General features: G+C 41.1%; 26 protein-coding genes and 1 other RNA gene. 9 read left to right on the top strand and 18 right to left on the bottom strand.

The window, feature by feature from the left end:
• Positions 1–137, top strand: a 137-nt coding sequence (locus tag BAU16_RS05130) for a transposase (RefSeq protein ID WP_161526614.1), incomplete at its 5' end; no start/stop codon positions are given.
• Between the two features lie 80 nt (positions 138–217).
• On the opposite strand, the gene BAU16_RS05125 is transcribed toward BAU16_RS05130, so the two are convergent.
• From BAU16_RS05125 to BAU16_RS05065, 13 genes are all read right to left on the bottom strand, one after another.
• Entirely contained in the window at positions 218–409 is a 192-nt protein-coding gene (locus BAU16_RS05125) for a hypothetical protein (protein WP_137605500.1), read from the bottom strand.
• An 88-nt stretch (positions 410–497) separates the two neighbouring features.
• Positions 498–1118: a GyrI-like domain-containing protein gene (locus BAU16_RS05120; RefSeq protein ID WP_137605501.1), complete on the bottom strand. Its 621-nt coding sequence runs from the start codon at positions 1116–1118 to the stop codon at positions 498–500.
• A 42-nt stretch (positions 1119–1160) separates the two neighbouring features.
• Entirely contained in the window at positions 1161–2825 is a 1665-nt protein-coding gene (locus BAU16_RS05115; RefSeq protein ID WP_137605502.1) for a phosphoenolpyruvate carboxykinase (ATP), read from the bottom strand.
• A gap of 98 nt (positions 2826–2923) precedes the next feature.
• A complete protein-coding gene (locus BAU16_RS05110; protein ID WP_137605503.1) occupies positions 2924–3424 on the bottom strand; it encodes a methylated-DNA--[protein]-cysteine S-methyltransferase in 501 nt (166 codons plus the stop codon).
• Between the two features lie 151 nt (positions 3425–3575).
• Complete coding sequence (locus tag BAU16_RS05105; RefSeq protein ID WP_161526613.1) at positions 3576–5042, bottom strand: PH domain-containing protein; 1467 nt, start codon at positions 5040–5042, stop codon at positions 3576–3578.
• Positions 5035–5526 (bottom strand): PH domain-containing protein, encoded by a 492-nt coding sequence (locus BAU16_RS05100; protein WP_048604178.1) that lies wholly within the window; start codon positions 5524–5526, stop codon positions 5035–5037. Before BAU16_RS05100 ends, BAU16_RS05105 begins: the two co-directional genes overlap by 8 nt.
• Positions 5527–5656: 130 nt before the next feature.
• Positions 5657–6100, bottom strand: a complete 444-nt coding sequence (gene dtd, locus BAU16_RS05095) for a D-aminoacyl-tRNA deacylase (RefSeq protein WP_161526612.1) — start codon at positions 6098–6100, stop codon at positions 5657–5659.
• Between the two features lie 6 nt (positions 6101–6106).
• Complete coding sequence (locus tag BAU16_RS05090; RefSeq protein ID WP_161526611.1) at positions 6107–8311, bottom strand: RelA/SpoT family protein; 2205 nt, start codon at positions 8309–8311, stop codon at positions 6107–6109.
• A gap of 98 nt (positions 8312–8409) precedes the next feature.
• Positions 8410–9069 (bottom strand): deoxyribose-phosphate aldolase, encoded by a 660-nt coding sequence (locus BAU16_RS05085; RefSeq protein ID WP_161526610.1) that lies wholly within the window; start codon positions 9067–9069, stop codon positions 8410–8412.
• A gap of 5 nt (positions 9070–9074) precedes the next feature.
• Positions 9075–9827 carry a 16S rRNA (uracil(1498)-N(3))-methyltransferase gene (locus BAU16_RS05080; RefSeq protein ID WP_161526609.1) on the bottom strand — a complete coding sequence of 251 codons (753 nt, stop codon included), beginning with the start codon at positions 9825–9827 and terminating at the stop codon, positions 9075–9077.
• A gap of 2 nt (positions 9828–9829) precedes the next feature.
• The gene (gene prmA / locus BAU16_RS05075; RefSeq protein ID WP_161526608.1) at positions 9830–10774 is read right to left on the bottom strand and encodes a 50S ribosomal protein L11 methyltransferase; all 945 of its coding nucleotides are present in this window, start codon (positions 10772–10774) and stop codon (positions 9830–9832) included.
• A gap of 45 nt (positions 10775–10819) precedes the next feature.
• Positions 10820–11302 carry a DUF3013 family protein gene (locus tag BAU16_RS05070; RefSeq protein WP_161526607.1) on the bottom strand — a complete coding sequence of 161 codons (483 nt, stop codon included), beginning with the start codon at positions 11300–11302 and terminating at the stop codon, positions 10820–10822.
• Complete coding sequence (locus BAU16_RS05065; RefSeq protein ID WP_161526606.1) at positions 11295–11924, bottom strand: DNA-3-methyladenine glycosylase; 630 nt, start codon at positions 11922–11924, stop codon at positions 11295–11297. The genes BAU16_RS05070 and BAU16_RS05065 overlap by 8 nt, the downstream gene beginning before the upstream one ends.
• A gap of 162 nt (positions 11925–12086) precedes the next feature.
• Here BAU16_RS05065 and BAU16_RS05060 point away from each other — a divergent pair, with 162 nt between their 5' ends.
• The 4 genes from BAU16_RS05060 (at position 12087) to BAU16_RS05045 (ending at position 14613) form a co-directional block, all read left to right on the top strand.
• On the top strand, positions 12087–13385 hold the full coding sequence (locus tag BAU16_RS05060; RefSeq protein ID WP_161526605.1) for a replication-associated recombination protein A: 1299 nt from the start codon (positions 12087–12089) through the stop codon (positions 13383–13385).
• 75 nt (positions 13386–13460) lie between these two features.
• A non-coding RNA gene (ssrS, locus tag BAU16_RS05055) (6S RNA) lies at positions 13461–13655 on the top strand.
• Between the two features lie 142 nt (positions 13656–13797).
• Positions 13798–14070: a hypothetical protein gene (locus BAU16_RS05050; RefSeq protein ID WP_048603792.1), complete on the top strand. Its 273-nt coding sequence runs from the start codon at positions 13798–13800 to the stop codon at positions 14068–14070.
• 72 nt (positions 14071–14142) lie between these two features.
• Positions 14143–14613 carry a universal stress protein gene (locus BAU16_RS05045; protein WP_048603791.1) on the top strand — a complete coding sequence of 157 codons (471 nt, stop codon included), beginning with the start codon at positions 14143–14145 and terminating at the stop codon, positions 14611–14613.
• 145 nt (positions 14614–14758) lie between these two features.
• On the opposite strand, the gene BAU16_RS05040 is transcribed toward BAU16_RS05045, so the two are convergent.
• Positions 14759–15142: a carboxymuconolactone decarboxylase family protein gene (locus BAU16_RS05040; protein ID WP_161526604.1), complete on the bottom strand. Its 384-nt coding sequence runs from the start codon at positions 15140–15142 to the stop codon at positions 14759–14761.
• 161 nt (positions 15143–15303) lie between these two features.
• On the opposite strand from BAU16_RS05040, the gene BAU16_RS05035 reads away from it, so the two are divergent.
• Entirely contained in the window at positions 15304–15666 is a 363-nt protein-coding gene (locus BAU16_RS05035) for a MerR family transcriptional regulator (protein ID WP_161526603.1), read from the top strand.
• Between the two features lie 91 nt (positions 15667–15757).
• Here BAU16_RS05035 and BAU16_RS05030 read toward each other — a convergent pair whose 3' ends face one another.
• Positions 15758–17218 (bottom strand): peptide MFS transporter, encoded by a 1461-nt coding sequence (locus BAU16_RS05030; RefSeq protein ID WP_137605511.1) that lies wholly within the window; start codon positions 17216–17218, stop codon positions 15758–15760.
• 321 nt (positions 17219–17539) lie between these two features.
• Entirely contained in the window at positions 17540–17887 is a 348-nt protein-coding gene (locus BAU16_RS05025; protein ID WP_048603788.1) for a DUF6054 family protein, read from the bottom strand.
• A 189-nt stretch (positions 17888–18076) separates the two neighbouring features.
• Between BAU16_RS05025 and BAU16_RS05020 the strand changes: the two genes are divergently transcribed.
• The 3 genes from BAU16_RS05020 to BAU16_RS05010 all read left to right on the top strand — a co-directional run bounded on the left by BAU16_RS05020 (position 18077) and on the right by BAU16_RS05010 (position 21119).
• A complete protein-coding gene (locus tag BAU16_RS05020; protein WP_161526602.1) occupies positions 18077–19690 on the top strand; it encodes an FAD-dependent oxidoreductase in 1614 nt (537 codons plus the stop codon).
• A gap of 99 nt (positions 19691–19789) precedes the next feature.
• Positions 19790–20299: a type 1 glutamine amidotransferase domain-containing protein gene (locus BAU16_RS05015; protein ID WP_048603786.1), complete on the top strand. Its 510-nt coding sequence runs from the start codon at positions 19790–19792 to the stop codon at positions 20297–20299.
• Positions 20300–20429: 130 nt separating this feature from the next.
• The gene (locus BAU16_RS05010; protein ID WP_048603785.1) at positions 20430–21119 is read left to right on the top strand and encodes a YoaK family protein; all 690 of its coding nucleotides are present in this window, start codon (positions 20430–20432) and stop codon (positions 21117–21119) included.
• Positions 21120–21183: 64 nt separating this feature from the next.
• Here the strand turns inward: BAU16_RS05010 and BAU16_RS05005 are convergent, their stop codons facing one another.
• Together BAU16_RS05005 and BAU16_RS05000 are read right to left on the bottom strand one after the other, a co-directional pair.
• Positions 21184–23313: a glycoside hydrolase family 65 protein gene (locus tag BAU16_RS05005; RefSeq protein ID WP_161526601.1), complete on the bottom strand. Its 2130-nt coding sequence runs from the start codon at positions 23311–23313 to the stop codon at positions 21184–21186.
• A gap of 64 nt (positions 23314–23377) precedes the next feature.
• Positions 23378–24784, bottom strand: coding sequence for a PTS transporter subunit EIIC (locus BAU16_RS05000; protein WP_161526600.1), 1407 nt, complete (start codon positions 24782–24784; stop codon positions 23378–23380).
• Positions 24785–24788: the final 4 nt, after the last annotated feature.

Raw genomic sequence — 24788 nt, 5'->3', positions numbered from 1 at the left:
CCCCTTATTCCAACGGCAAGCTTGAAGGGAAAAATAATTTAATCAAAGTGATCAAACGGATTGCTTTTGGTTTTCGTACTTTCCGCCACCTGCGCAAGAGAATTCTTATTCAGCAGAATCTCTGTATAATCATTTAAATAACAAAAAAAGAGAACACCGGAATGCTCTCTTTTCCAGATTTAATTCAAAACAACACTATTTGACAAAGAGCCATTATTTATTGTTTCGGGCGTAATTGATCTGCAGCGGCAGCAGGCGTGTCCTCTAAGACATCTTCCAACATCGACTTATCCTCTGTTTCTTCGTCTAAATTCAGCTCTTTCTCCATCTCATCAATTTTATCAAACGGGTCTTCTTTTTTAGCTTGTTTGGCTAATCTTTCCAACTTATCATCTAAATCTTTTGGCATAGCGAAAGCGCCTCCTTTCCTTTATGATTTAAGCTTATCATGCTTCGCCAAAAGAAGCGAACCAGACACACTTTTCAAAAGGAGAAACTTATTTTGTAACGTCTACCCGCAAAATTGTTTTTAGTTTTTCTGGTGCGGTTTTTCGCGGGTCGCTCAAATAGATTTCTTTGTGGTCCTTTGAAAGTCGTCGATGACCAGATGCCGCAATAAATTCTTCCAATTGAGCGAAAGTTGCAGGTTCATCATCATAACTGCCGAGATGAAGGATTTGTGCCACTTCTTTTTCAGGAATCGTTTCAAAACGAATCAGCGGAAATAATTCCTCCGGGATTTTCGTTTTTGCCCGTGCTAACGCTTCTGCTGCAATTTCTGGCGTCACGAATGCCGGTTGTTTAATCATCATCGTGTAAGCAAAATGATCTTTCACCAACTGGGTTTCTCCATAATATTTTTCTTGGATCGTCCAGTGACCTTCCAAAGGATACACAGTGAAAAGCTGAAAATCAGGAATCTGCCAAGCATTTTTTTGACTCATGCGAATCGTATAAGCAACTGGATAAAGTGCGGCTACTCGTTGTTGAAAATCTTCTTTATTGGGATCACCGATGCCATCGATCATAAAATAATTTTGTGGGGGCAAGGTCAAAAGCTCTGGTTTTTTCTTTGCTTTATACCAAGGCTCTTTGCGCCATTCTAATTTTTCATCCATTTCTTCTTCCTCCAGTTGCCCTATCCTTGCCACGACAATCGATTAATTTTGCTGCAATGTTTCCAGCTCCATGATCAAATGTTGAATCAACAATGACGTTTCTTCCGGCAAGGCATTATAGCCTTCATTGGCTTCTTTTTGCGCCAAAATAAAGTCTAAGCGGCTTTCCATTCGTTTTTTCAATTGACTAATATAGTCCTTGTTTTCCAAGTCTACCTCATAACCTTCGATCGGTAAATAACACATCGCCGTCATTGGACCAAAATCACGAAAATCTGCAGTGCCTTCCACAATTTTTTCAATTGCTCCCAATGTAACCTGCGGTGTGACTTTTTTCGTACCAAAAAATCCGGTATTCAAAATATAGCAGGCAGTATCTTTTTTCGCAAACAAATCACGAAAATCTGCATAATCCTGCCCCAATGGATAACAGCGGAAAGGATTGGCAAACGGTTCGATTACCAATTGATCCAAGTTGACTTTGCCAACGATATTTTCTGCCGTTGAGCGTTTTGTCGCCAAGGTCAATCCAAAAACAGCAGCCAATACTGGATCGTCGATCTTCACAACAGGCGGTAAACTGTCATCCTTCATAATCCAAAAGATTGCGTCGATTTTTTCCGACAAATGATCCACCCGATTTGGCGTCACGTAGCGGGATTTTACCGTTCGTCCATTACCATTACGAATATCTTGGGTCACGATGACTTTTTTATTTTCTTCATCGACTGTCACTCCAACGTTTTGACAAGTCAAGAAATAATCGACTGCCTCATTGGTCAACGGATAATCTTGGGTTTTATCAAAATAAGCCGGCTCCAGCGCCGTGGTAGTGCCGCCCTCTTTACTAATGACAAACGCATCATCATGCAGCACATCTACCTTGTATTTGTCCCCATGTTTGGCAAGAGTAATGGTCGATTTCCCTGATCCTGATAAACCAAACGCCGCCATCGTATATTGTTTGTCTTCCAAATGGTACTGTTTCATCCCACCATGACAAGCGACAAAGCCATTGCGGTGGGCCGTTGCCCATGCCATTGTCAAGGTCGCTTTTTTTAATTCGCCAAAATAGCGCAACCCTAAAATCGCCGCTACATTATGTTCAGGATCAAATAGCGCCAACCCGTTTGGAAAATCTGGATGGGTCCAGTAAGGATCTGCGTAAAGATAAAGATCGTTTTCAGGATAAACATAAGAATTTTGGTAGACATCCATGATTTCCTGGGTAGCGATTTGAAAGTTCAACAAATAAGAGTAGAAATTCATTTCAAAGCCTTCAGGGACCATCAAGTGACTTTGAACCATAAACTCAGGATCCAAGCCTACCACCACGTTACTGGCATAAAATTTCCGATGCGTACCTTGATACAGCGCTTCTCGTAAAATTCCCTGATAATAGGTCGCATCAATTCCCGGTTGACCGATGATGCGGCGAGCCGCCGCTGTTCGTCCAACGATCTTTCCATCATTTGCCACTAACACTTTTGCATCTGTTGGCAAACCCAATTCTTTCGTGTGCAGAACCGGCATATCGGTAACGACCGTCCCCGGCGCTTGGCTTGCAAGCTGATACGCTTCTTGCAACTCACTGATTGTTTGCACATTATTGCCGTAAAAAGCCGATTCGATCATTGTCTTAAAACTTGAGAATAATGGATTTTTCGGTGAAATACTTGGTCTTGAAAATGTTTTGACAGTTGCCATGGTGTAGCCTCCAATCAAATAGTTTATTAAAATAAAAGCGCTTACTTAATGCATTCATTATAATACAATTGGAGAATTCTGTCTTGTATTCTCTCGAGCTACTCTTTGATTGTCGTTACTCCTTCATGGGCTAACAGACGTTTTTTCAGGGGAATTCCGCCACGATACCCAGTGAAGGTGCCGTTTTTTCCAACGATTCGATGACAAGGAACAACCACCATCAGCGGATTGCGACCCACTGCATTCGCCACTGCCCGCACTCCTTTTTCATTGCCGACTTTTTTTGCCAACTCGCTGTAGGTTTCCACTTTTCCAAAAGGGACCTGTACTAATTCCCGCCACACTTTTTGTTGAAAAGATGTACCGACAAAGTCGTAGATCAAATCAAAATTTTGGCGCTCTCCAGCAAAATACTCCGTTAATTGCTGAATTGCTGCTTGGCTGTGCCCCGCTTCTGGAATTGCTTGATAGCCTTTGAAAAATTGAGCCAATTCTGCGATATCTTCTTCCAGTCCAAGATAGGCTACGCCTTTTTCGGTGGAGGCCACGAGATAGTTTGTTTCCTCAATTGGAAATATTTCGTAAAATAATTTATTCATCCTGCTCTCCTTCTTCTATTGCCATCCGCTTTTTCTAAGAGGATAATTTTCTTCAATATGCTTGATTGATTCCATTATTATATACGAAAAAAAAGAAATTCGATTGAAAAGAGTACAAAAAAAACCGACAATCGCCGGTTTTTCAGATTTTTTAGTAACGATTAATCGATTTTTCCTTCAAAAAGAGTTGTTTCATTTCATCAATTGCTGACTTATCAAGAAAACTTAGGGAAACTTTTTCCGGTGCGGTTCCCGTTTTCAACCAGAAACTGACATGCCCGATTTTTTTCCGATACAGCCAACGAGTGGTTCGTTCGGAAAAGGCTTGGATTTTTCTTCGTTCCACAAAGGTTTGGGTTTTTGAAAAACCAGTAAAGGTCTGCACACACAAGCGGGTATCGGTTTGCAGCGCGTACCCTTGATAGTAGGCTTCCAGCCAAGCAATCAACAATAAAAATATTGCAAGCACTGTTCCTCCTACCGCAAACCAGCGATTAAAGTAGCTGCCGATTCCAATCGCCGGCACTGCCACCAATAAAATCCAGCGCCAAAAGTACCCTATTTTTCTACGGGAAACATATTGAATCTTTGGTGGGTTAAAAGCCCATTCCGGCAATAAGAAATCAAGACTGTCATACAGTTGTGCATCAGAAACAATCGGTAAGAAATAAAGTTTTTTACTGACATTGTTTTCCTCTTCCTGACCACCGGCCAACAACAATTCCACCGAGGAAATACCAAATAATCGCCGTAAAATTTGCTGCCGGATTTTGATTCCTTGGATTTTTTGCAAAGGAATTTTTTGAATCCGCCGCTCCAATAAGCCGCTTTCAATCGTCAGAGTCTTTCCCTGTCTGCTGACTTTAAAGTTGTAATACTGCAAAAAATTCTTGGCAATAGAAACCGCCGCCAACAACAATAAAAGAATCAGTGCCACTGCCAACAGTAAAATCCAGCCAGCCCGCAATAAACTTTCGGAGGTGGATACAGCTTGATTGATCCAATCATCGGGAATAAAATCATCCAGAAAAACAATCAAGGTTGCCGCCGCTGCTAAAATACTCAAATCAGTTAAACCGAACAAAAAGATTTGTCCATTGGTGATTTGATAGACGTAAGAAGGTGCCGGTTCTGCATTAACACTTGTTGGTTTTTCCCCTTCCGAAACGGAATCATCTCCTGCTTTTTCTCGAATACGATAGCCTTCGATTACGTGAACCAAGGATTCATTAACTGCCGGTAAGGAAGCTTCCGCTTTGCCGGCTTCTCCTCCCGCGGTTTCGATCAGCAGTTGAACTACATGAAAGGGCTGGAAAAAGAACCATTGCCGTTGCTTGACGGTTTGGATTCGATCATAGGGAATATCAATTTCGTGTTTCCGAAAAATTCCCTGATAAATTATGATTTTTTCCGAGGAGATTTGATAGGCTTGAGAAAAATAATTTGCCACAGCCGACCCAACGATCAACACCACCATTGCTGCTGCCGCCAATTTTCCATAAAGAGTAGAAATACCGCCGTTGATGACCAGCAAAACCAGTAAAAAGAACCACGTCCGGATTCCCTGCAACAAAAAAATCAGCAATACCAGCGGATGAAATCTTTTTTTCTCAGACATCCTCTTTCGCCGCCTTTACTAACTCAATGATTTGCTGCCGCAAAGCCATTGCCTCTTCCACGTCCAAACCAGCGATATGATGGCTGGTTGCCGCCGTATGAATTACAATTTCCATTAGATTTTCCTGTCTCAAAAAAGGCCCCTGTTCAGTCTCCACATGTTGGATTCGATTCATAGGAACATAGGTGATTGAACGGAAAATAAATCCATTTTGAAAGGCAATGTCCTCTGTGGTGATCTCGTAGCGATGAAATGTATAACGATAAGGAATCAGCGCCATCAATAACGCAAAAATCAGTGCAAGGATAACAAAATAACCAAGGAGAATCCATCCGCCAACGCCTTTTAATTGATCAAACCAGACCAAAGCTGCAGCTCCTGCAATCCCCACGAAGAAAAAAATTCCCATTGTTACATAATTGCTTTTACGCCATACCGCTTTGATTCGCTGCGGCATTTGTTTCGGTAATAAAGGATAGTCCATCGTTTTTCCCACATTTCTTTTTTTCATTTTTATACTAATTTTCCCTTTGTTCATAGTACCGCGAAAAGGTTCCCATCGTCTACTCCCAAAAACAGAAAATGGAACCTCAAATGAAGTTCCATCGTTTTTTCTATTCCTTTGTGTCAATGATGATCGTCACCGGACCGTCATTGACCAATGCGACTTGCATGTCGCCACCGAATACCCCGGTAGAAATTGGGATACCCGCAGCGGCGATTCCTTGATTGAAGCGTTCGTATAACGGGATTGCCTGTTCTGGTCGTGCTGCCTGAATAAAGCTGGGGCGGTTGCCTTTTTTCGTTTCAGCAAACAGCGTAAATTGGGAGATACTCAAGACACTTCCTTGAACTGCAGCAAGATTCCGGTTCATTTTCCCTTCCCCATCTTCAAAGACCCGCAGCAAGGAAATTTTACGCACGAGATAATCTACATCCGCTTCGGTATCCGTTTCGTGAATGCCCAACAAAATAACGAATCCCTTTTTGATTTCGCCAACCACCTTCTCTTCAATACTTACACTGGCTTGGTTGACCCGTTGAATAACTGCTCGCACGTTTCTCTACCCCTTCATCCGTCGGACACTGTAAACTTCCGGTACTTGTTTGATTTTATCGACGATTGTTTTTAAGTGTTTGACATTTTGAATTCCAACCGTCAAACGAATCGTTGCCATTTTGTCTTTATTGGTTTTAGCTTCGACACTTTGCAGTTTTTTTGTCATGGAATTGACCGTTTGCAGCACATCGTTCAACAAACCGGAACGATCGTAGCCGTAGATTTCCAAATCAGCATCGTATTCCTTCGATGAATTGGAAGTATCTTCCCATTCCACTTCAATCAACCGTTTTTCAGCATCCTCTGATTGAACATTTGGACAATCACTGCGGTGGATGGAAATCCCACGTCCTTTGGTAATATATCCAACAATTTTATCTCCGGGAATCGGATTACAGCAACGGCTGATGCGGATCAACAGGTTGTCCACCCCTTCGATCACAATTCCACCTTCATGACGAACCTTCATTTTTTCTTCTTTTTTCGGTTGGTTCATCAATTCTTTCACTTGCTGCTTTTGTTTTTCTAATTGTTTCTCTCGGCGTTCTTCTTCTGTTAAACGATTTGCAACAGTCGTTGGACTGACTTCGCCAAAACCTACTGCTGCGTACAAATCATCTTCTGTTTGATAATTAAACCGTTCCAGTACCTCCGTCAATTTGTTCTTCGTCAAAATATCTTTTGGAACAAAATCCATCTCCTGCAAACATTTATAAACAGAATCATGGCCTTTGTTGATATTTTCTTCCCGGTCTTGGGATTTAAAGAACCGTTTGATTTTATTTTTTGCTTTGCTGGTGGCCACCAGCTTCAACCAGTCACGGCTAGGTCCAAACGAATTTGGTGAGGTCATAATCTCAACGATATCGCCATTTTTTAATTTGTAATCCAGCTGTACCATTTTGCCGTTTATTTTAGCACCGGTTGTTTTATTTCCTACATCGGTATGGATACTATAAGCAAAATCTAGCGGTCCGGATCCTTGCGGCAGTTCGGTAACATCGCCTTTTGGGGTAAAAACATACACTTTGTCGCTGAAAATATCCCCTTTAACGCCTTCCATAAATTCGGAGGCATCATAGCTATCGTCCTGCAATTCTAAAATTTCTTTGAACCAACCTACTTGCTGGGTCATTTTATCTGGTTTGACTTTTTCCGTCTTACCTTCTTTATAAGCCCAGTGTGCTGCAACCCCGAATTCGGCGATTTCATGCATTTCATGGGTCCGAATTTGAATTTCCACAGGATTGCCATAGGGGCCAATTACAGTAGTGTGCAGGGATTGGTACATATTGGCTTTAGGCATGGCGATATAATCTTTAAAGCGACCAGGCATGGGTTTCCATTTGGTATGGATCGTTCCCAAAACCGCATAACAATCTTTGATAGAATCCACCAGCACTCGGATTGCCAGCAAATCATAAATTTCATTGAATTGCTTTTTTTGATCCTTCATTTTGCGGTAGATAGAATAAATATGTTTGGGGCGTCCATAGATTTCCGCAAAAATATCCAATTCTTCAGTAGCTAAACGAATTTCTTCTACTGCCGTTGAGATATAAGCTTCTCGCTCTTCCCGTTTAGACTGCATCAAATGAACGATACGGTAATATTGTTGCGGATTCAAATAACGCAATGCCGTGTCTTCCAGTTCCCACTTCACGCGACTGATCCCTAAACGATGGGCAAGAGGAGCATAGATTTCCAACGTTTCTTTGGCGATACGGCGTTGCTTGTCTTCTCGCAGATGTTTCAATGTCCGCATATTGTGAAGACGATCTGCCAATTTAACCATGATTACCCGCAGATCCTGTGCCATTGCCAACAGCATTTTCCGGTGGTTTTCTGCTAATTGCTCTTCATGGGATTTGTATTTGATTTTTCCTAATTTTGTCACGCCATCTACCAGCATGGCCACGTCGCCGCCGAATTCTTCCCTAAGATCCGCTAAGGTGACCTCCGTATCTTCCACAACATCATGCAAAAAACCCGTGGCAACAGTGTGCGGGTCCATGCGCAATTCAGCTAAAATCCCAGCAACTTGAATGGGATGGATAATATACGGCTCACCAGATTTTCGAAACTGGTCTTTGTGGGCCTCGGTTGCATAATCCAACGCTTTTTTTACAAATGCCACATGTTCGTCACTCATATAATGTCCGACCAATTTAATCACACCTGGTCCTGACATAATTACTTCTTTTGACATCCTGTAAGCCCCCTTTTGACAAGAAAAATAAAAGTACCACTAATCAGCGGTACTGCGCAAATTATTATCGTCATTATACAATAGTTTTACTTCATTTTTCAATGTTCCTCTGCTTTTTGAATGGCTAAAGACAAATCTGCTAAATCCACTTGGCGAACCCCGAAATAATCGATTCCTTGTTGAACTAATTCTGTGATTATCGCCGGATCTGCTTTTTCTACATTGATTTGAAGAATCAGTTGTTTGCCGCCATCGTATTCAAAAATTGTAGCATTATGCACCGCTTCTTCTATCGTGGAAGCTTCGCCAAGGACCACATACCGCCAGCCTAATTCCTTGATTCGTTGTGCACATTCGATCTTCGTCAATTCTTTCATTCCTGTCGTATCCAAGTGCAGGCGAATTTCACCCCATGCTACGGCAAGTGCCCGCAACGCGTCAGACAATTCTTCCGCTTCTGCTCCCAATAAAATGACGGGGCTGATGGTCAATTCCAAAAAATCTGCACCATCCCGAAAAGCTTGCCCCACTTCAAAGGCTTTTTTGCCGGTCGTCCCGACACCAAGCGGGTAATCAATCACGGTACCGATTTTTATATCCGTAAAGGACAGCAATTGTTTGGCACGTCGCAAATAACTTGGCAAAACAACGATTTCTTTGATTTTTTCTTCCGAAAGCTGTAAAAGATAGTCTTTAAAATCCCAGTCGGTCATTGCAGCATCAAGAATCCGCAAGCTGATTCGTTCCCGTAAAAGCATTTTTTTCACTCCCTTGATAATAGTTCCAATTGATAACTGGCTGCACTCAATAAATACAATGGCGCTGTTTCGGTTCGTAAAATTCTCGGACCTAACCCACAAAGAATCCCGCCGGCTGCCGTTAATTTTTCAATTTCTTTCGGCAAAATTCCGCCTTCCGGTCCGAATACCGCTAACAATCGTTGTCCGGTTTTCATTTTTTGCAGCACTTGTGCCAAATGGGCTAGCTCGCCTTCTTTTGCGGCTTCTTCATAGGCAATCATGAGCACATCATACTCTCCAAGTGTAGCAAAAAAAGAGGACCGATCCATCAGCTCAACGCTTGGCAGAACTTGTCGTTGCGACTGCTCGGCGGCTTCTTGGGCAATCTTTTCTAAACGCTGCTGTTTTTTTTCACGTTTTTTTTGATCCCATTTCACCACAGAGGCTTCTGCGGGAAAACCGATAAATCCGGCTGCACCCAATTCTGTTCCTTTTTGAACGATCCATTCCAACTTATCTCCCTTCGGAAATCCGCTGGCGATGGTGATTGCAATGGGCAATTCTTTTTGCTGTTCTTCTTTGCGTTTTTCCTCAAGAAAAACCGAATTCTCGGTGATCTCGCTGATTTCAGCAACGATTGTCACTTGATTGCGAAAAACCAGATACACTTGATCGCCTGCCTGCATCCGCATCACCCGAACGATATGATGGTAGGGTTCCCCAGTCAATTCGATGGTAGCCATTGGGTACGTTTCATCTAAAATATATCGTTGCATGGCTATTCCTCGGTCTTCTTCAAGAGAATTGCATACCAATCTTTTTGAGAAAAGATTTGATCGACAAAAAAGCCGGCTTCCGTCATTTTATCAATCACTAATTGCTTCTTCTCTTCGATAATTCCAGAAACAATCAAGGTTCCCTCTGGTTTCAATAACCGATAAGCATCTGGGATCAACAGTAAAATAATATCGGCTAAAATATTGGCGACAATCACATCTGCCGACACAGTGATTCCTGCCAACAAGTTATTGGCGGACACAGTGACATCTGCTGCAATCGGATTTAATGCCATATTTTCCTTCGCAGAACGGACAGCTACTTCATCCAAATCAAAAGCTTGAACCGTTTTTGCCCCGAAATGTTTACTGGCGATACTTAATACCCCCGAACCAGTTCCCACATCCAAGACGGTTTCTCCGCCTCGCAGTGCAACTTCCAACGCTTGCAACGTCAAGCGGGTCGTTGGGTGGGTTCCTGTTCCAAATGCCATTCCCGGATCAAGAGTGATAATTTTTTCATCCTTATGAACCGGTTGATACGTTTCCCAACTAGGCACAATCGTCAGATACCGGCTGATTCTCACTGGATGATAATATTTTTTCCAGGCAGTCGCCCAGTCTGTATCTGAAACTTCGCTGACCGTCACCTTATTTTTACCAATAGCCAACCCATAATTTGGGAGTTGACGGATGGTTTCCTTGATAGTGGGCAGAATCTCCGGTAAAAAAGTGGTCTCTGGAAAATATGCCTTTACCAATGCCCCTTCCTCTAAACTCGTGTAGGTAGCCGGATCAAGAATTTCACCGTATGGATCGCTTTGAAAATTTGCGACGTCTAAGGCATCTTCAATGGCTACTCCGCTGGCACCAGCTTCCATTAGACAGTTGGCAACTGCCTCTACCGCCTCACTGGCAGTTTCCACTTTTACTTCATTCCATTTCATCGGTTTGCTCCCTTGTTCGTATTTAGTCTGCTTCTCATTTTTTTGTTAATAGCTAGGATAAGGAACGTATAGGGCTTGCTCCTGTGGGTATTTTTCGATTGCTTCAAGAAATTTTTCCTGCTCCCAAACCAATTCAAAAACCTCCTGGTCTTCGTCCGTTAAAAAGTCCAACAAATCACTTTGTCCTTGATCCAATACATCCTTCAAATAGGCAACCAGTCCTTTTAATTGAGCCTTTGACGCACCTTTTTTCCCTTCATAAGGAATCACCGTCAAATACTCTTCCTCATCAACAATTGATTTTTTTGGATCATATAGTAAAATACCGTCTTCAAATTCAATGATTGCTTCTTCTGATGCCACGCCTTCTGCATCATCAATCGTCAAATGAGCAGGGTTTTCCGCAAAAAGCCGAATTACTAACTCAATGGTATGGTTTTTCATATCCCAATCCAGTGCCACCTCATAGTCATTCAAGTGTTTCGTCAACTGTTCGTTTAAATAATCCAACATAGTCAGTTTAGCCATTTTTCCATCCCCAATCCGTTTCGATTTGTGCTTTCTTTTGTTGTGAGATAAACGGATTGCCCTTGACGGCAAAACGCAGCGGCATCTCCGTCCAAACTCCTTTATTGGGAATTCCGATCCGAGGCAACGCCAAAATCTCTTTTGGTTCTTTTTTCTTTTCTGGTAAAAGATGTAAGTCACTGGTAAAAATAGAACGTCCATAAAAATCGGGCGTGATTCCTAATGCCGCCACTAATTTTCCGGGACCGTTAGCAAGCTCTGCCCCTTGCCGTCCGCCTCGATTCTCACTCATTTGGAGCAACCCTTCGGCTGGTTCTAATCCTCGGATCATCACTCCTTGAGGTGTTCCTTCCGGTTGTGTAATCATGTTCAAAATTAAATGGGTGTGCATCGTATATAAATAAATCGTGCCGGGCTTTTCATACATCGCTCGAACTCGCGGTGTTCGACGCATGCCAAAACTATGGGCAGCTTGATCGTCTGGTCCAAGATAGGCTTCACAATCAACGATGTAGCCGCCGATTTTTCCTTGTGGCGTATTATGTTCCAAATACATCCCTAGCAAATAGCGGGCGATTTCCGGCGTTGAGTTTGTATTAAACAGTTCAATCGTTTTTTTCATTTTCCTCACCCCATCTATTTTACACAATTGTAGCGGCAGTTGCTACGTCTGGCGCCTAATGTTAAGAAATAAGCACTCTTTTTTTGGCAATTGTGCTATGCTTAGTATAATGAAAACAAAAAACAATAGGAATTTTTAATCCATTAAACGAGGAGAAAAAACATGCAAAAACCACTTGCCTATCGTATGCGGCCACGAAATTTAGATGAAGTGGTCGGACAACAGCATTTAGTTGGACCAGGAAAAATCATTCGGCGAATGGTCGAAGCAAAAATGTTGTCCTCAATGATTCTTTACGGTCCACCGGGCACTGGAAAAACCAGTATCGCCAGTGCGATCGCCGGCTCTACAAAATATGCCTTTCGAATGCTGAATGCCGCAACCGATACAAAAAAAGATTTGCAGATTGTTGCCGAAGAAGCCAAAATGAGCGGTACCGTTATTTTATTATTGGATGAAGTCCATCGTCTGGATAAAACAAAACAAGATTTTTTGCTGCCCCACTTGGAAAGCGGCAGAATCATTTTGATTGGTGCCACCACCGAAAATCCCTACATCACCATCAGTCCTGCCATCCGCAGTCGAACCCAAATTTTTGAAGTAAAGCCGTTGGATGAAGACGATATTTTGCACGCCATCGACTCTGCGTTAGCTGACAAAGAACGGGGATTAGGGTATAAACAAGTTGTCATCGATGAGAATGCCCGACTGCACCTTTCTCGAGCCACCAACGGAGATTTGCGCAGTGCCTTGAATGGTCTGGAATTGGCGGTTCGTTCCACCCTAAATGAGGACGGCGTGACTCACCTTACCCTGTCAATTATCGAAGAGTGCATCCAACGAAAAGCGCTGACCCATGACAAGGATGGCGATGCCCACTATGATGTAATCTCTGCCTTTCAAAAATCAATTCGCGGCAGTGACGTGGATGCAGCCTTACATTATTTAGGAAGATTAGTGGAAGCCGGAGATTTAGCAATTATTTGCCGTCGATTGATGGTGATTGGCTATGAAGACATTGGCTTGGCGAATCCTCCCGCAGCCGCTCGAACGGTGGATGCTGTACTGGCAGCAGAACGCTTAGGTTTGCCGGAAGCCCGTATTCCTTTAGCAAATTCTGTGGTGGATTTGTGTCTTTCGCCGAAATCTAATTCTGCGATGATGGCGCTGGATGATGCAATTGCTGATATCCGCAGCGGGAAAACCGGTGATGTGCCGGATCATCTGCGAGACAGCCATTACAAAGGCGCTGCTGCATTGAATCGCGGTGTCGGCTATCAGTACCCCCACAACTTTGAACATGCGTGGGTAGACCAGCAATATTTGCCGGATAAAATCAAACATGCTTCCTACTATCATCCAAAAGGAACCGGAAAATATGAACAAGCGTTAGGACAACAGTATCAACGAATCCAAGACTGGAAAAAGCAAGGCGGCAAGACACCAAAAATCGAGAAATAGCCGAGTGAGATAGCGGTTTCAAAAACGCAATCATTCTTGTTGCTACTTTTTCTGTCACGTGCTATTATTGAGATGGGAATTCTGTGATGTACGAGTTATCCCTTTTGTGTGTTGACCGAACATTTTTATTGATATCTTGGGATCCGTCCTGTGTCAAAGTTGGTAACAAGCCTTTTCTTTTGGTAGTTCGAGACTTAGACCATGGAACCCACCTGCTAGAATTTGCGGGATCAATACTACGGGACAAATAACGGCATCGACGGATATTACCCCATTCTTCTTTTAGAATGTGCAACCTGTCTTTTGACAGGTTGTTTTTTTATGTTCTAAAAGAACTTTTCCGAGAAGCGTTTGCTATTATGACTCCCTTTCCTTATACTTTAGTTAGAAAAAAATGTAAGGAGCGTTTTTAATGATCACTGGATTGGTTCTCGTTGTTTCTTTGGTTTTATTTGCCGTCAGCTATTTTTTATTGAAAAAGCAGGAGGTCTTCTTTGCTTTAATCGAAGAAAAGGAAGAAAATCAAAGCTTTTTTCAAAGTTTTGGTCTGGCATACGGCTTTTTAGGATTGTTAGGGGTTTTTATCGCCTTTTTCAATCATACATTTGTTACGCTGATGTTTTTGTTAGTGATGCTGCTTTTGGCGGCAGTGTTTGGCATTGCTCTTGCGAAAAAGATGAAGTAGTCCTTGCCTAAATCCTTTCCCTTTTTTTCGAAGTGTTCTACAATAAAGAAAAGGGCAAGGAGAGTGATTTGTATGTTACAACAATATAAGACGATTATGGTTGCCGTTGATGGCTCTAGTGAAGCAGAACTGGCATTTAAAAAAGCGGTAAACGTCGCCAAACGTAACCAGGCAAAATTAGTGATCGCCCACGTTATCGACACGCGTGCCTTCCAAACCGTCTCATCCTTTGACGGTATGCTGGCAGAACAAGCAACAGAAATGGCTAAGAAAACACTGGATGATTACGTTAATTTCGCTAAAGGACAAGATTGTACCGATATTGACACAGTCATCGAATACGGTTCGCCAAAACCGATTATTGCCAAACAGTTGCCAAAAGAACACCATGTTGATTTAATTTTACTCGGTGCCACCGGCTTGAATGCTGTGGAACGATTATTCATCGGTTCCGTTTCAGAATACGTAATTCGCAATGCGGCGTGTGATGTATTGGTGGTACGGACAGATTTAAACAATAAGGTAGTAAAAGAAGACGAATAAAAGAAACCAAGTCGTCTCTGTCAAATAAACAAAAAATAAAAGCGGGCTATTAAAAGTATGAAGCAATCCCCAAAAGTTAGACCAGAAAATCTAACTTTTGGGGATTGCTTCATATCTAGGACTACTATTTATGAAATTAATTTAACTACTCGTCTCCCCTCTCCTTAAAAACTTGTAATGCAACAGATACAGCATTTAAAACTTTGGGAAAGCCAACATATGGTATACACTGAATAAAAGTCTCAATAATTTGTTCTTCCGAAAGCCCCACGTTAAGTGATCCGTTAACATGAACTTTCATTTGTGGTGCCGTATCACCTTGGGTAAGTAAGCTAGTAATAGTAATCATCTCCCGCTGTTGTAAATCCAACACCGGTCTGTCGTAAATATCGCCAAAAGCAAACTCAACGATATATCTACCAACATCTTCAGATAAACCAGCTAATGACTCAATCACAGCTTTCTCCGAATGGCTATCAACCCGTTCAAGGTTTTTCAACCCAATATCATATCTCTTTTTATCAGTCATATTATTCCTCCTTCTTTTCCACAAAATTATGGATGAGATTAGACTAAATGCTGGAGTGTACTCCATGTCAATATAATTTTTGTTTTTTTAGATTGACAATATATGTGATTCAGCGTATTGTTCAATAAAATCTAAAAAAGATATGGAATTGGAGTGTTTTCATGGAATATTCTATTGGAGAATTTTCTAAACTTTGCGGTCTTTCAATTGATACCCTTCGTTTTTATGAAAAAGAAGGGCTGATTTTTTCTAATAGAGGAGAAAACAACAGAAGATACTATACTGATAACGATGTGATTTGGATTGAATTCGTTATTCGTTTAAAGAAAACAGGTATGAGTATAAAAAATATGCAAGAGTATGCCCAACTTAGATACCAGGGCGAAGAAACCATCCCCGATAGACTGAAACTATTATTTAATCAATTAGAATATTTGCATGAAGAACAAAATAAGATTGAGAATCATATAAACTTTATTGAACAGAAAATAAAAACGTATTTGGGTTTAAATGTATCCAACTAAAAAATAGGGTCCTCTTAAAGTAAACAGTTTTTTTATTTCCACTGTCTACTCTAAGAGGACCCTATCAAAATTTTAAAGATGCTTCTTTTTATTAATGAATATTTCCGATCAAACGACGGATCGGTTTTTTTGCGCTGTAAAGTAAAATCCCTACAACGACTGCGATTCCGCCGACAACAGCAAAATACATGCCTTCTGTGGAAGGTGTATAGAAACGTGCGATCTGGGCATTGATGGCTTGAGAAGATGCATCTGCCAATAACCAAATTGCTAAGGTTTGGGCTTCAAACGCTTTCGGTGCCAATTTGGTGGTGACCGATAAGCCCACCGGTGACAAACACATTTCTCCGGCAATCATGATGAAAAAGCTTGCCACTAACCAAATCGGACTGACTTTTTGTCCGACACCAAACAACAGACTTGGAAACATCAATAAGATAAAGGACAAGCCTGCTAAAACTAAACCAATAGCGAATTTCACTTCTGTCTTAGGCTGACGGGGTCCTAATTTAGTCCATAAACCCACAAAGACCGGTGTCAAAATCACGACAAATAACGGATTCAATGATTGGTACAAGCTGGCAGGAATCGTCAATCCAAATAAAGTGGATTGTGTTCGTTCTGCTGCAAACAAGGCTAAAATTGAAGAACCCTGCTCCTCCAATGACCAAAAAACGATACCGGCAAGAAAAAGTGGAATATAAGCCAATACTTTTTTCTTTTCATCCGGTGTAACATCTTTTGATCGCAACATTTTGGTAAAGTAATACACTGGCAATAAAATTCCTAAAACACTGATACTATTGATAAAGAAATTGACAGTCAGTTGATTCAAAACAGCGGCTCCGCCAAACAAGACGATCACAAAAATCAGACTTAATGTGATGCCGCGGAAAAATTTCTTTTTCTCAGCACCAACTAACGGATGTGTCGGTGCCTGACCGATATGTGCCAAGGTCGTTTTTCCTTGAATAACATATTGGACCAAACCGATAAACATCCCGATTGCCGCAATCGAAAAACCTAAGTGGTAATTGACATTTTGACCAAGCATTCCGACAATGATTGGTGCTAACAGCCCACCGATATTGATTCCCATATAAAAAATAGAGAAACCGGCGTCTCGCCGCAAATCTTCCGGTGCATACAAATGCCCTACCATTCCGGAAGCATTTGATTTTAACATCCCTGTTCCAATCACAATTAATATCATTGAAAGAAACAATGCCGGCAAACCAAGTGGTGTCGCCAACACGATATGTCCGATCATGATGAATACCCCGCCATAAAAAACGGTTTTGTGGGAACCCAACAGGCGGTCAGAAATCCAACCACCAACGATGCTGGACATATAGACCAGTGAACCATAAATCGACATAATTGCTACGGCAGTAGGTTTTGATAAGCCCAATCCACCATTCGTAACGGTATCATACATAAAGTATAAAAGAATCGCCCGCATACCATAATAACTAAATCGTTCCCACATTTCTGTAAAGAACAAAGTGGCTAACCCTCTTGGCTGCCCCATGAATGTTTTTTCTTGATTCATACAAGACTCCTTTGCTAAAAAAACTGAAAAATTTTCTGAAAATTCACAAAGGATAGTTTATTCTTATTTATTAGGAAATTCAAGAAAAAATCTCTGTGAGAAATATAATTATTAAAATCTATTTTTAATGTGCTCTTTTAAAAACACTGCTTATTTTCTAACGAAATCCCTCCCTTTTCTAGTCTTTGATAGCCTGCATACGAAAAACCTATTTAACGGTTTTCCTTAGAAAATTTGGTTATTTCTGAGCCTTCTTTCATTTTATAGCAAATAAAAAAACTGGCGTTTCCAGACGGACAGCACCAGCTTTTGTTGTAAGAATTAATTTTGAAGGGGGTATTGCTCATCAATTTTTTTCGTCAAAGTTTCCAAAAAGGCTTCTTCCCCAAAGGTATTCACTTTGAAAATCAAGGCTTCACTGCCGCCAGAGGTAATCGCCGTTAGAAAAATCCGATCTTCTTCACCTACCAGTGTCAGATTCAAACTAACACGATTGCCGCCAAAAGCACTGTACCGTTCATAAACCCGCACTGCGACGTTGATCGTACCAGCAGAAAAATCACTGCCGTCTTCATAACTGGCAGACATACTTCCCTCCATGATTGCTTTTTCGCAACTTTTCAATACCTCTTTAAATTCACCAATCAAATGCCGTTCATACTTTGCCATCTTCCATCCCACCTTTTTTTGATTATCATACCACGAAATTATTTTCTAAAATACCAGCTTTTTTCAAACGAGAAGTATAAATAGTTGCCGTCACCATGTTGCCATTGTACTATAAGCTAAAGCAGAGTGATTCGCTTGCAAAAGGATGTTTGTTCCATTTATACCACGGAACATAAAGGAGGAAATAAAATGAAAGTTGTTGTTATCGGTGCAGTCGCTGGTGGTCCGTCTTTTGCGACCCGCTTGCGGCGTTTGGATGAAAATGCTGAAATTTTAATGATCGAACGGGGAGAAAATATTTCTTATGCCAGTTGCGCGTTACCCTATTATTTGGGAGATGTGATTACTGATTTGGATTCTCTTATTGAGCGCACCCCAGCGATTTTGAAAAATAAAAATAATATCGATGTCCGCATTCGTCATGAGGTAACTGCGATTGATCCTACGAATAAAGAAGTGACAATCAAAAATCTTGAAACACAGGAAAGTTACCAAGCACCCTATGATGTGCTGGTGATTTCATCCGGCTCGCGCGCTGTTTTACCTCCTATCAAAGGAATTGAAACAGCCAAAAATGGGTTTGTTTTACGCAATGTGACTGATGCAGCCGAAATCAAAGACTTCCTGATTGCCAAACAACCGCAAAAAGCCACGATTATCGGGGCAGGGGTTGCCGGTTTAGAAATTGCTGAAAATTTGCGTCACCGCAAGATTGATGTGACAGTCATTGACCAGTTACCAGAAGTTGCGTTTCCTTATGATTCGGAGATTGCTGAAATTATCCATCAACATCTGGAAAAAAATGGTGTCCATCTATTATTGGAGGAAACGGTTACTGAAATTCAGCAAGAAGGTAAACTCTTAGTTTTGGCAGACGGTTCTACACTAGAAACGGATCTGCTGATTTTTGCGGCTGGTGTCAAACCAAACAATGAATTAGCTGCCGCAGCAGGAATCCAATTAGCAGAAGATCAACATATTCTTGTGGATGAGCACTTAGCTACCAATGTACCTGATATTTATGCAATCGGGGATGTGATCGAGACAACAAGCTGGATCACCGGTTTATCTACCCCTAGCATGCTTTCCAGTGGAGCAAATCGTCAAGGGCATCTGCTAGCCGATATCATCAACGGAAATCCATTGACTTACCGCGGCTTTATTGGAGCGGGAGTTGCCAAAATTTTCGATTTGACAGCTAGTTTTGTCGGCTACACTGAACATACGCTGAAAGCTGCTGGAATCACGAATTACAAAACGATTTTCATTACGCCATTTGATCATGCGTATTTTTATCCTGATGCCAAACGATTGAATCTAAAACTGATTTTTGAAGAAACTACCGGAAAAATTTTAGGTGGACAAGCAGTTGGCGAAAATGGTGTGGATAAACGGATTGGTGAACTTTCCGTTGCGATTACCGGCAACCTGACGGTATTTGATTTGCCGGATTTGGAGTTGCCTTATTCTCCTCCTTACTCAACTACTCGTGATCCGCTGAATACGGCTGGTTATGTTGCTATCAATCAGTTGAACAGCACTATCGTCACGATTAAACGGGAAGACATCCCAAAAGAAGATTTCGAAACCGCCTTTTTCCTTGATGTTCGTGAAGCCGACAAGCCACTTTCAGGAACCGTTCCGGCGACAAAAAATATTCCCCTCAGCGTGTTACGGGAACGTTTAGCAGAAGTCCCTACCAATCAAAAAGTGTATATCACTTTCCGTAAAGGATTGAATCCTTATAACGCAGCACGAATTCTAGCCGGCAAAGGCATCCAAGCCCTGTTAATTGAAGAGTAGGAAACAAAAACGTCTTCTTTTTAGCACCTGCAATCAAATTTATTGCAATTTTCTCAGCCCTTCTCTACCATTAAAGATAATATCAGAGGAGGCGAAAAAATGAGCAAAGTAGCAGTAATTATGACCGATTTAGTTGAAGACATTGAGGTAACTTCACCAAAGGAAGCCCTTGAAAATGCCGGACATGATATGGTGATTATCAGTGAAAAAGACACAGTGACTGGTAAAAAAGGCACAAAATTTCCGGTAGACACTTCTATTGACGGCATTTCTTGGCAAGATTTTGACGCATTACTGATTCCCGGTGGTTTTTCTCCAGATCAACTACGAACCGATGAACGCTATGTTCAACTGACCAAAGATTTTTTAGAATCTCATCGACCAGTGTTTGCTATCTGTCATGGGCCACAGATTTTTATTCAAACTGAACTGCTCCCTAATCTTACGTTGACCGGCTACGAATCCATTTTACCTGATTTGATGTATGCCGGTGCTACTGTCAGAGATCAACCTGTAGTCATTGATCACAATTTAATCACCAGCCGTAATCCCGGAGATTTAGAGGCCTTCAATGCCGCTATCGTCAATGCACTAAATGAACCAACCTAATACTGTAAAAAATTTTTACTGGCAAGCCCACTGTGGTTTGCCTTTTTTAGTGACAAATTCTTTTTTCTGCATTATTTTCAGAAAATATGTGGTAACATAGCTTCAGTATATAAATAAGTTGGTGACTACTGTGAAACAATCTTTTCATGAGGACCGCTTTGTTGGACTGCTCCTCACTTTTATCGGAGGTGCAATGGACGCCTACACATACATCCATTATGGCGCATTTGCTTCAGCACAAACCGGCAATATCGTTTTGGCGATTATTCAGGCCTTTGACGGCGATTGGTCCAACGTTGGTAAGAAAATCCTTTCAACATCTTTTTTCTTTTTGGGCATTTTGTTGACTAAGTTTTTGATCGATTATTTTCGAAAAAAAGAACTGCATTTTTGGCGATTATTTGTTTTATATTATGAAGCTTTGATTTTCTTTTTGGTCAGCTTTTCCGGGATCAATCATTCCCCTGCCCTTGTGACCATTCTGATTGCTTTTACTGCGGCGATTCAATGGATTGCTTTTGATAAAATTGATGGTCGTGCTTATACGAACTTGTTCACGACCGGTAATTTAAAGGGTGTGGCTACTAATCTTTATGACTATCTAAAAACCAAAGATACTCACGATTGGGACAATTTCATGCATTTTCTAAGAGTGGTGCTTGCCTTTATCGGTGGCGGAATCGTCTCTGTCGCTTTTTTCCACTGGTTTGGCTACAAATCTGTCCTGCTGATTACCGTCCTATTCCTTTTTTTAGCGATTTACGAATCAATTATGATTGCTCGGTTTTACCGGGACAACCGCTTTTTACCCCGCAAATAATTAAAAACTCGAAGGAATCACTGACTAAAAGCTTTTCCTTCGAGTTTTTTCTATAGAATACGTTTCATTCTCCCGCTTTTTCAATGGTGGCACTTGTATGGGTAACCGATACCTGATATTTTTCCCCTTTAAAATAGGTTGAAAAATGAATTTCTTTGATTTTTTCTGGCAGATTAGGGGTGACTTTTAACTGGTCCTCTTCAATAGTTAAATGACAGAAACCATAGACGATGGTCATGAAAGTTCCCCCCATAGACGCTGTATGAATGCCATCTTTTGTGTTGTTATGTGTATTATCCAAATCGATGCGCGCATTTTCTAAAAAGTACTCATAGGCTTTTTCAAGATTGCCTAGCCGACTGTAAACAATCGAAAATGCGGAGTAGGAAAGAGAAGAATCATGGGTAGTTACGCGATCATAATAAGCGATACTTTTTTCAATCGTCGTTTTCTCAAATTCTTTTTCAAACAACATCAAGGCTAAAACGGTATCTGCTTGTTTGCTTATTTGATACCGATAGATCATAAGAGGATGATAATTCAATAGCAATGGGTAATGTGTTTCTTCTTTTGATAATGGCCAAAATTCCTTATTTAAAAAGTCTCTGTCTTGAGCAATGATTTCTAATTCTTCATTAAAAGGCAATGCCATAGACTCTCCATAACACCGATAGGCTTCAAGTTCATCATCTGTTAAACCTAATTGCCCACACAACTTTTGCCAACGCTCAGCGTCTTCTTCAGCAAATAAATCAGCAAAACGACCGATCCATTTAAACTGGTGGGCAACAATTTTATTCGTATAATAATTGTCATTGACCAATACCGTGTATTCATCTGGTCCGGTTACTTTATCGATGTGGAACACACCCTTTTTAAGATAACCGATTTCTTTAAATACTCGAGCTGTTTCAAGTAATACCTCAAATCCTTGTTCAAACATAAACTTCAGATCACGGGTATACTGATAATAGGAGATGAAGGCGTAGGCAATGTCTGCGTTGATGTGATGCTGCGCTGAGCCTGCTTCAAAAAAGGCAGAGGACTCACTGCCGGAAATCGTTCGCCACGGATAAAGAGCCCCGGTTTGATAACCAAATAAGGACCGATTTTCTTTTGCTTTTTCTAGCAGGTGGTATCTAAATTCCAAAATTTTCTTTGCGATGGTTGGCTGCAGATGAAGAAAGACTGGGAAAATGTACATTTCCGTATCCCAAAAATAATGGCCTTCATAGCCGCTGCCACTTAATCCTTTTGCTGCCACGCTGCTTTGCCCGTCAATTCCAGCAGACTGCAACAAAGCAAATGTACTATAATTGACACTTTCTTCCAATCCATCATCGCTGACGATCTCTACCTTTGCATCTTGCCAAAATTCGGTTAGATAGTTCTCCTGTTCCTGCGCTAATTCAGAAAAGGAAAGGTCTAACCCTTCATGCCTGTATCCCCGAGCAGTATAACTTAACGTCTTTGTGTAGGTTGTTCCTTGAAGCGTCGTGGAAAGAATAATACGCTCTTTTTCAATTTTTCCACTCACCGATTCTCCTTCGATTTTCCAGCGCAATTCACCCGTCAGTTTTGATTTTTCTGTGGAAAAGGTACAAAAATTGTGAGGCAAATCAATGTGATTAATTACTAATTGGTGGGTGTCATGACTAATTCTAGGGTCATTTTTATCAACGGTTCGAATTGGATTAAAGTTCAAATGAGTCTCAATTTCGATTGGCAAGTCATGATTGATCTTTTCAAATTCAAATTGCATTGAAAAAAGATTTTTAAAGGAAAAAGACGCCAAGCGGGAAATGGTGATTTTCGTTATTTTTCCTTTTGGTGATTCCCATTGCAGTTCTCGAACCGTTATTCCTTTCTCCAAGTCAATATAGCGTTTCGAGTGGCTGATTTTTCCTGATTCGATAGTAAATCGTTCCCCACCAATCGTGATTAGCGTCGTTTGACCATCGATTACACTGACCATTGATTCCCCAATCGGAGTAAAGCCGTACATTTTTTCTGGGTAATGAATTGCTTTTGTTTCATAAAAACCATTGATATAGGTTTCACGATTCGTAGAAAAATGATCATAATAATCTTCTTCTAAATTTCCTCTGACTCCTAGAAAGCCATTTCCGTTGAAGAATAAGCTTTCTGCTTTTTCTAATGTTTCTTTAGCATAATCATTTAAAAAAATCTTCATCCTGTTCCCTCACTATTCTTTATGATGAAAAATTGTAGAACGGATTCCCGTCCTACAATTTTAATTAGGCTTTAACTAGATTTGCAGTGGAATCTTCTTCTGTAACTGCTGGATTTTCCTTTTGTAAGAACCAAGTCAGAATAAAAGAGAGAACGACGGAAGCCAGCATCATTGTTACACCTGCTATCACATTTGCAGTTCCTTTGTCACCAGAAAAGCCAAGGATTGCCATTAAACTATTTTGCGGCACATACAATGTGACATGCATCAATCCAGCGAAACAACCGGCAATGCCGGCACTGATACAAGCCGCAATCAGTGGTTTTTTATATTTCATGGTCACCCCATACAATGCCGGTTCTGTGATCCCCATGATGGCTGAGACTCCAGCTGCCGTTGCCAACGATTTTACATTTCTGTCTTTTGATTTCAAAGCAACGGCTAATGTTGCTCCCCCTTGTGCGAGGTTCGCACAAACTTGCGCAACCAAGATTAGGGACTCTGTACCAGTAGCTGCAAATGAAGCAACAAAGATTGGTGTCAAGGCATGGTGCATTCCTGTCATTACGATGAATGGCATTGCTGCAGCCAATAGAGCAACCATAATAAATCCTAATTTTCCTTCAAGTAAGTTAATGACCCAAGCTAATCCTTGACCTGCATAATTTCCTAAAGGACCGATAACAATCAATGCTAATGGAGCCGTTATCAATAAAACCAAGGTTGGATTCAAAATAATTTTAAGTGCTTTTGGAGTAATTCGATCAACTAATTTTTCAATGTATGACATCATCCAAACAGTCAATAAAGCTGGAATAACTGATGCTGCATAGCTGACGCCTTGAATCGGTAAGCCGATAAAGGAAATGGGATCACCGGATGTGACCCAACTAGTAAAGTTTGGATGTAGAAAAACACCGACAACAATAATAGCAATAGACGTATTGACTTTAAATTTATTTGCTGCAAAAACCGCTAACAAAATCGGCATGAAATAAAATGCACCATCGCCAATGAAATCTAATACACGGTAAGTAGCAGATTCATTTGACAACCAGTGAAAGGTCGTTGAAAGTGACAAGATAACCTTGATCATCCCAGCAGCTGTCAATGCTGGAATCATTGGGGTCATACAGCCGGTGATCGTGTCGATGATTTTATCAAAAACACTCGCCTGCTTGTCATTTTTTACCTCAACTTCTTTTCCTTCTGTGTCTCCATTGATAACGCCTTGTTTCACAACTTCATCAAAAACGTCTGCTACATGGCTGCCAATAATTACTTGAAATTGAGTTGGTGTCGGATTGATACCAACAACGCCTTGAACTTTTTCAAGTTGTTGTTCATTGACTGCTTTAGGATCTTTCAAATTGAAGCGCAGACGAGTCGCACAGTGGACGGCGAAATTAATATTTTCTTTGCCTCCAAGTTCTTTTATGATTGCTTTAGATAATTCTTCGTAATTTCTCATGTTT

This window comes from Enterococcus sp. JM9B (assembly GCF_009933265.1).
GTDB lineage: Bacteria > Bacillota > Bacilli > Lactobacillales > Enterococcaceae > Enterococcus_C > Enterococcus_C songbeiensis.
This window is presented reverse-complemented; position numbering and strand designations above follow the sequence as displayed.

Coding starts and splice junctions, on each gene's coding strand:
- BAU16_RS05065 (WP_161526606.1), bottom strand. CDS start 11,924: ATGAAAAAAACGATTGAACTGTTTAATACAAACTCAACGCCGGAAATC.
- BAU16_RS05080 (WP_161526609.1), bottom strand. CDS start 9,827: ATGCAACGATATATTTTAGATGAAACGTACCCAATGGCTACCATCGAA.
- BAU16_RS05045 (WP_048603791.1), top strand. CDS start 14,143: ATGTTACAACAATATAAGACGATTATGGTTGCCGTTGATGGCTCTAGT.
- BAU16_RS05125 (WP_137605500.1), bottom strand. CDS start 409: ATGCCAAAAGATTTAGATGATAAGTTGGAAAGATTAGCCAAACAAGCT.
- BAU16_RS05050 (WP_048603792.1), top strand. CDS start 13,798: ATGATCACTGGATTGGTTCTCGTTGTTTCTTTGGTTTTATTTGCCGTC.
- BAU16_RS05025 (WP_048603788.1), bottom strand. CDS start 17,887: ATGGCAAAGTATGAACGGCATTTGATTGGTGAATTTAAAGAGGTATTG.
- BAU16_RS05100 (WP_048604178.1), bottom strand. CDS start 5,526: ATGGACTATCCTTTATTACCGAAACAAATGCCGCAGCGAATCAAAGCG.
- BAU16_RS05030 (WP_137605511.1), bottom strand. CDS start 17,218: ATGAATCAAGAAAAAACATTCATGGGGCAGCCAAGAGGGTTAGCCACT.
- BAU16_RS05000 (WP_161526600.1), bottom strand. CDS start 24,784: ATGAGAAATTACGAAGAATTATCTAAAGCAATCATAAAAGAACTTGGA.
- BAU16_RS05070 (WP_161526607.1), bottom strand. CDS start 11,302: ATGGCTAAACTGACTATGTTGGATTATTTAAACGAACAGTTGACGAAA.
- BAU16_RS05060 (WP_161526605.1), top strand. CDS start 12,087: ATGCAAAAACCACTTGCCTATCGTATGCGGCCACGAAATTTAGATGAA.
- BAU16_RS05040 (WP_161526604.1), bottom strand. CDS start 15,142: ATGACTGATAAAAAGAGATATGATATTGGGTTGAAAAACCTTGAACGG.
- BAU16_RS05020 (WP_161526602.1), top strand. CDS start 18,077: ATGAAAGTTGTTGTTATCGGTGCAGTCGCTGGTGGTCCGTCTTTTGCG.
- BAU16_RS05090 (WP_161526611.1), bottom strand. CDS start 8,311: ATGTCAAAAGAAGTAATTATGTCAGGACCAGGTGTGATTAAATTGGTC.
- BAU16_RS05015 (WP_048603786.1), top strand. CDS start 19,790: ATGAGCAAAGTAGCAGTAATTATGACCGATTTAGTTGAAGACATTGAG.
- BAU16_RS05115 (WP_137605502.1), bottom strand. CDS start 2,825: ATGGCAACTGTCAAAACATTTTCAAGACCAAGTATTTCACCGAAAAAT.
- prmA (WP_161526608.1), bottom strand. CDS start 10,774: ATGAAATGGAATGAAGTAAAAGTGGAAACTGCCAGTGAGGCGGTAGAG.
- BAU16_RS05110 (WP_137605503.1), bottom strand. CDS start 3,424: ATGAATAAATTATTTTACGAAATATTTCCAATTGAGGAAACAAACTAT.
- BAU16_RS05005 (WP_161526601.1), bottom strand. CDS start 23,313: ATGAAGATTTTTTTAAATGATTATGCTAAAGAAACATTAGAAAAAGCA.
- BAU16_RS05120 (WP_137605501.1), bottom strand. CDS start 1,118: ATGGATGAAAAATTAGAATGGCGCAAAGAGCCTTGGTATAAAGCAAAG.
- BAU16_RS05035 (WP_161526603.1), top strand. CDS start 15,304: ATGGAATATTCTATTGGAGAATTTTCTAAACTTTGCGGTCTTTCAATT.
- BAU16_RS05105 (WP_161526613.1), bottom strand. CDS start 5,042: ATGTCTGAGAAAAAAAGATTTCATCCGCTGGTATTGCTGATTTTTTTG.
- BAU16_RS05085 (WP_161526610.1), bottom strand. CDS start 9,069: ATGCTTTTACGGGAACGAATCAGCTTGCGGATTCTTGATGCTGCAATG.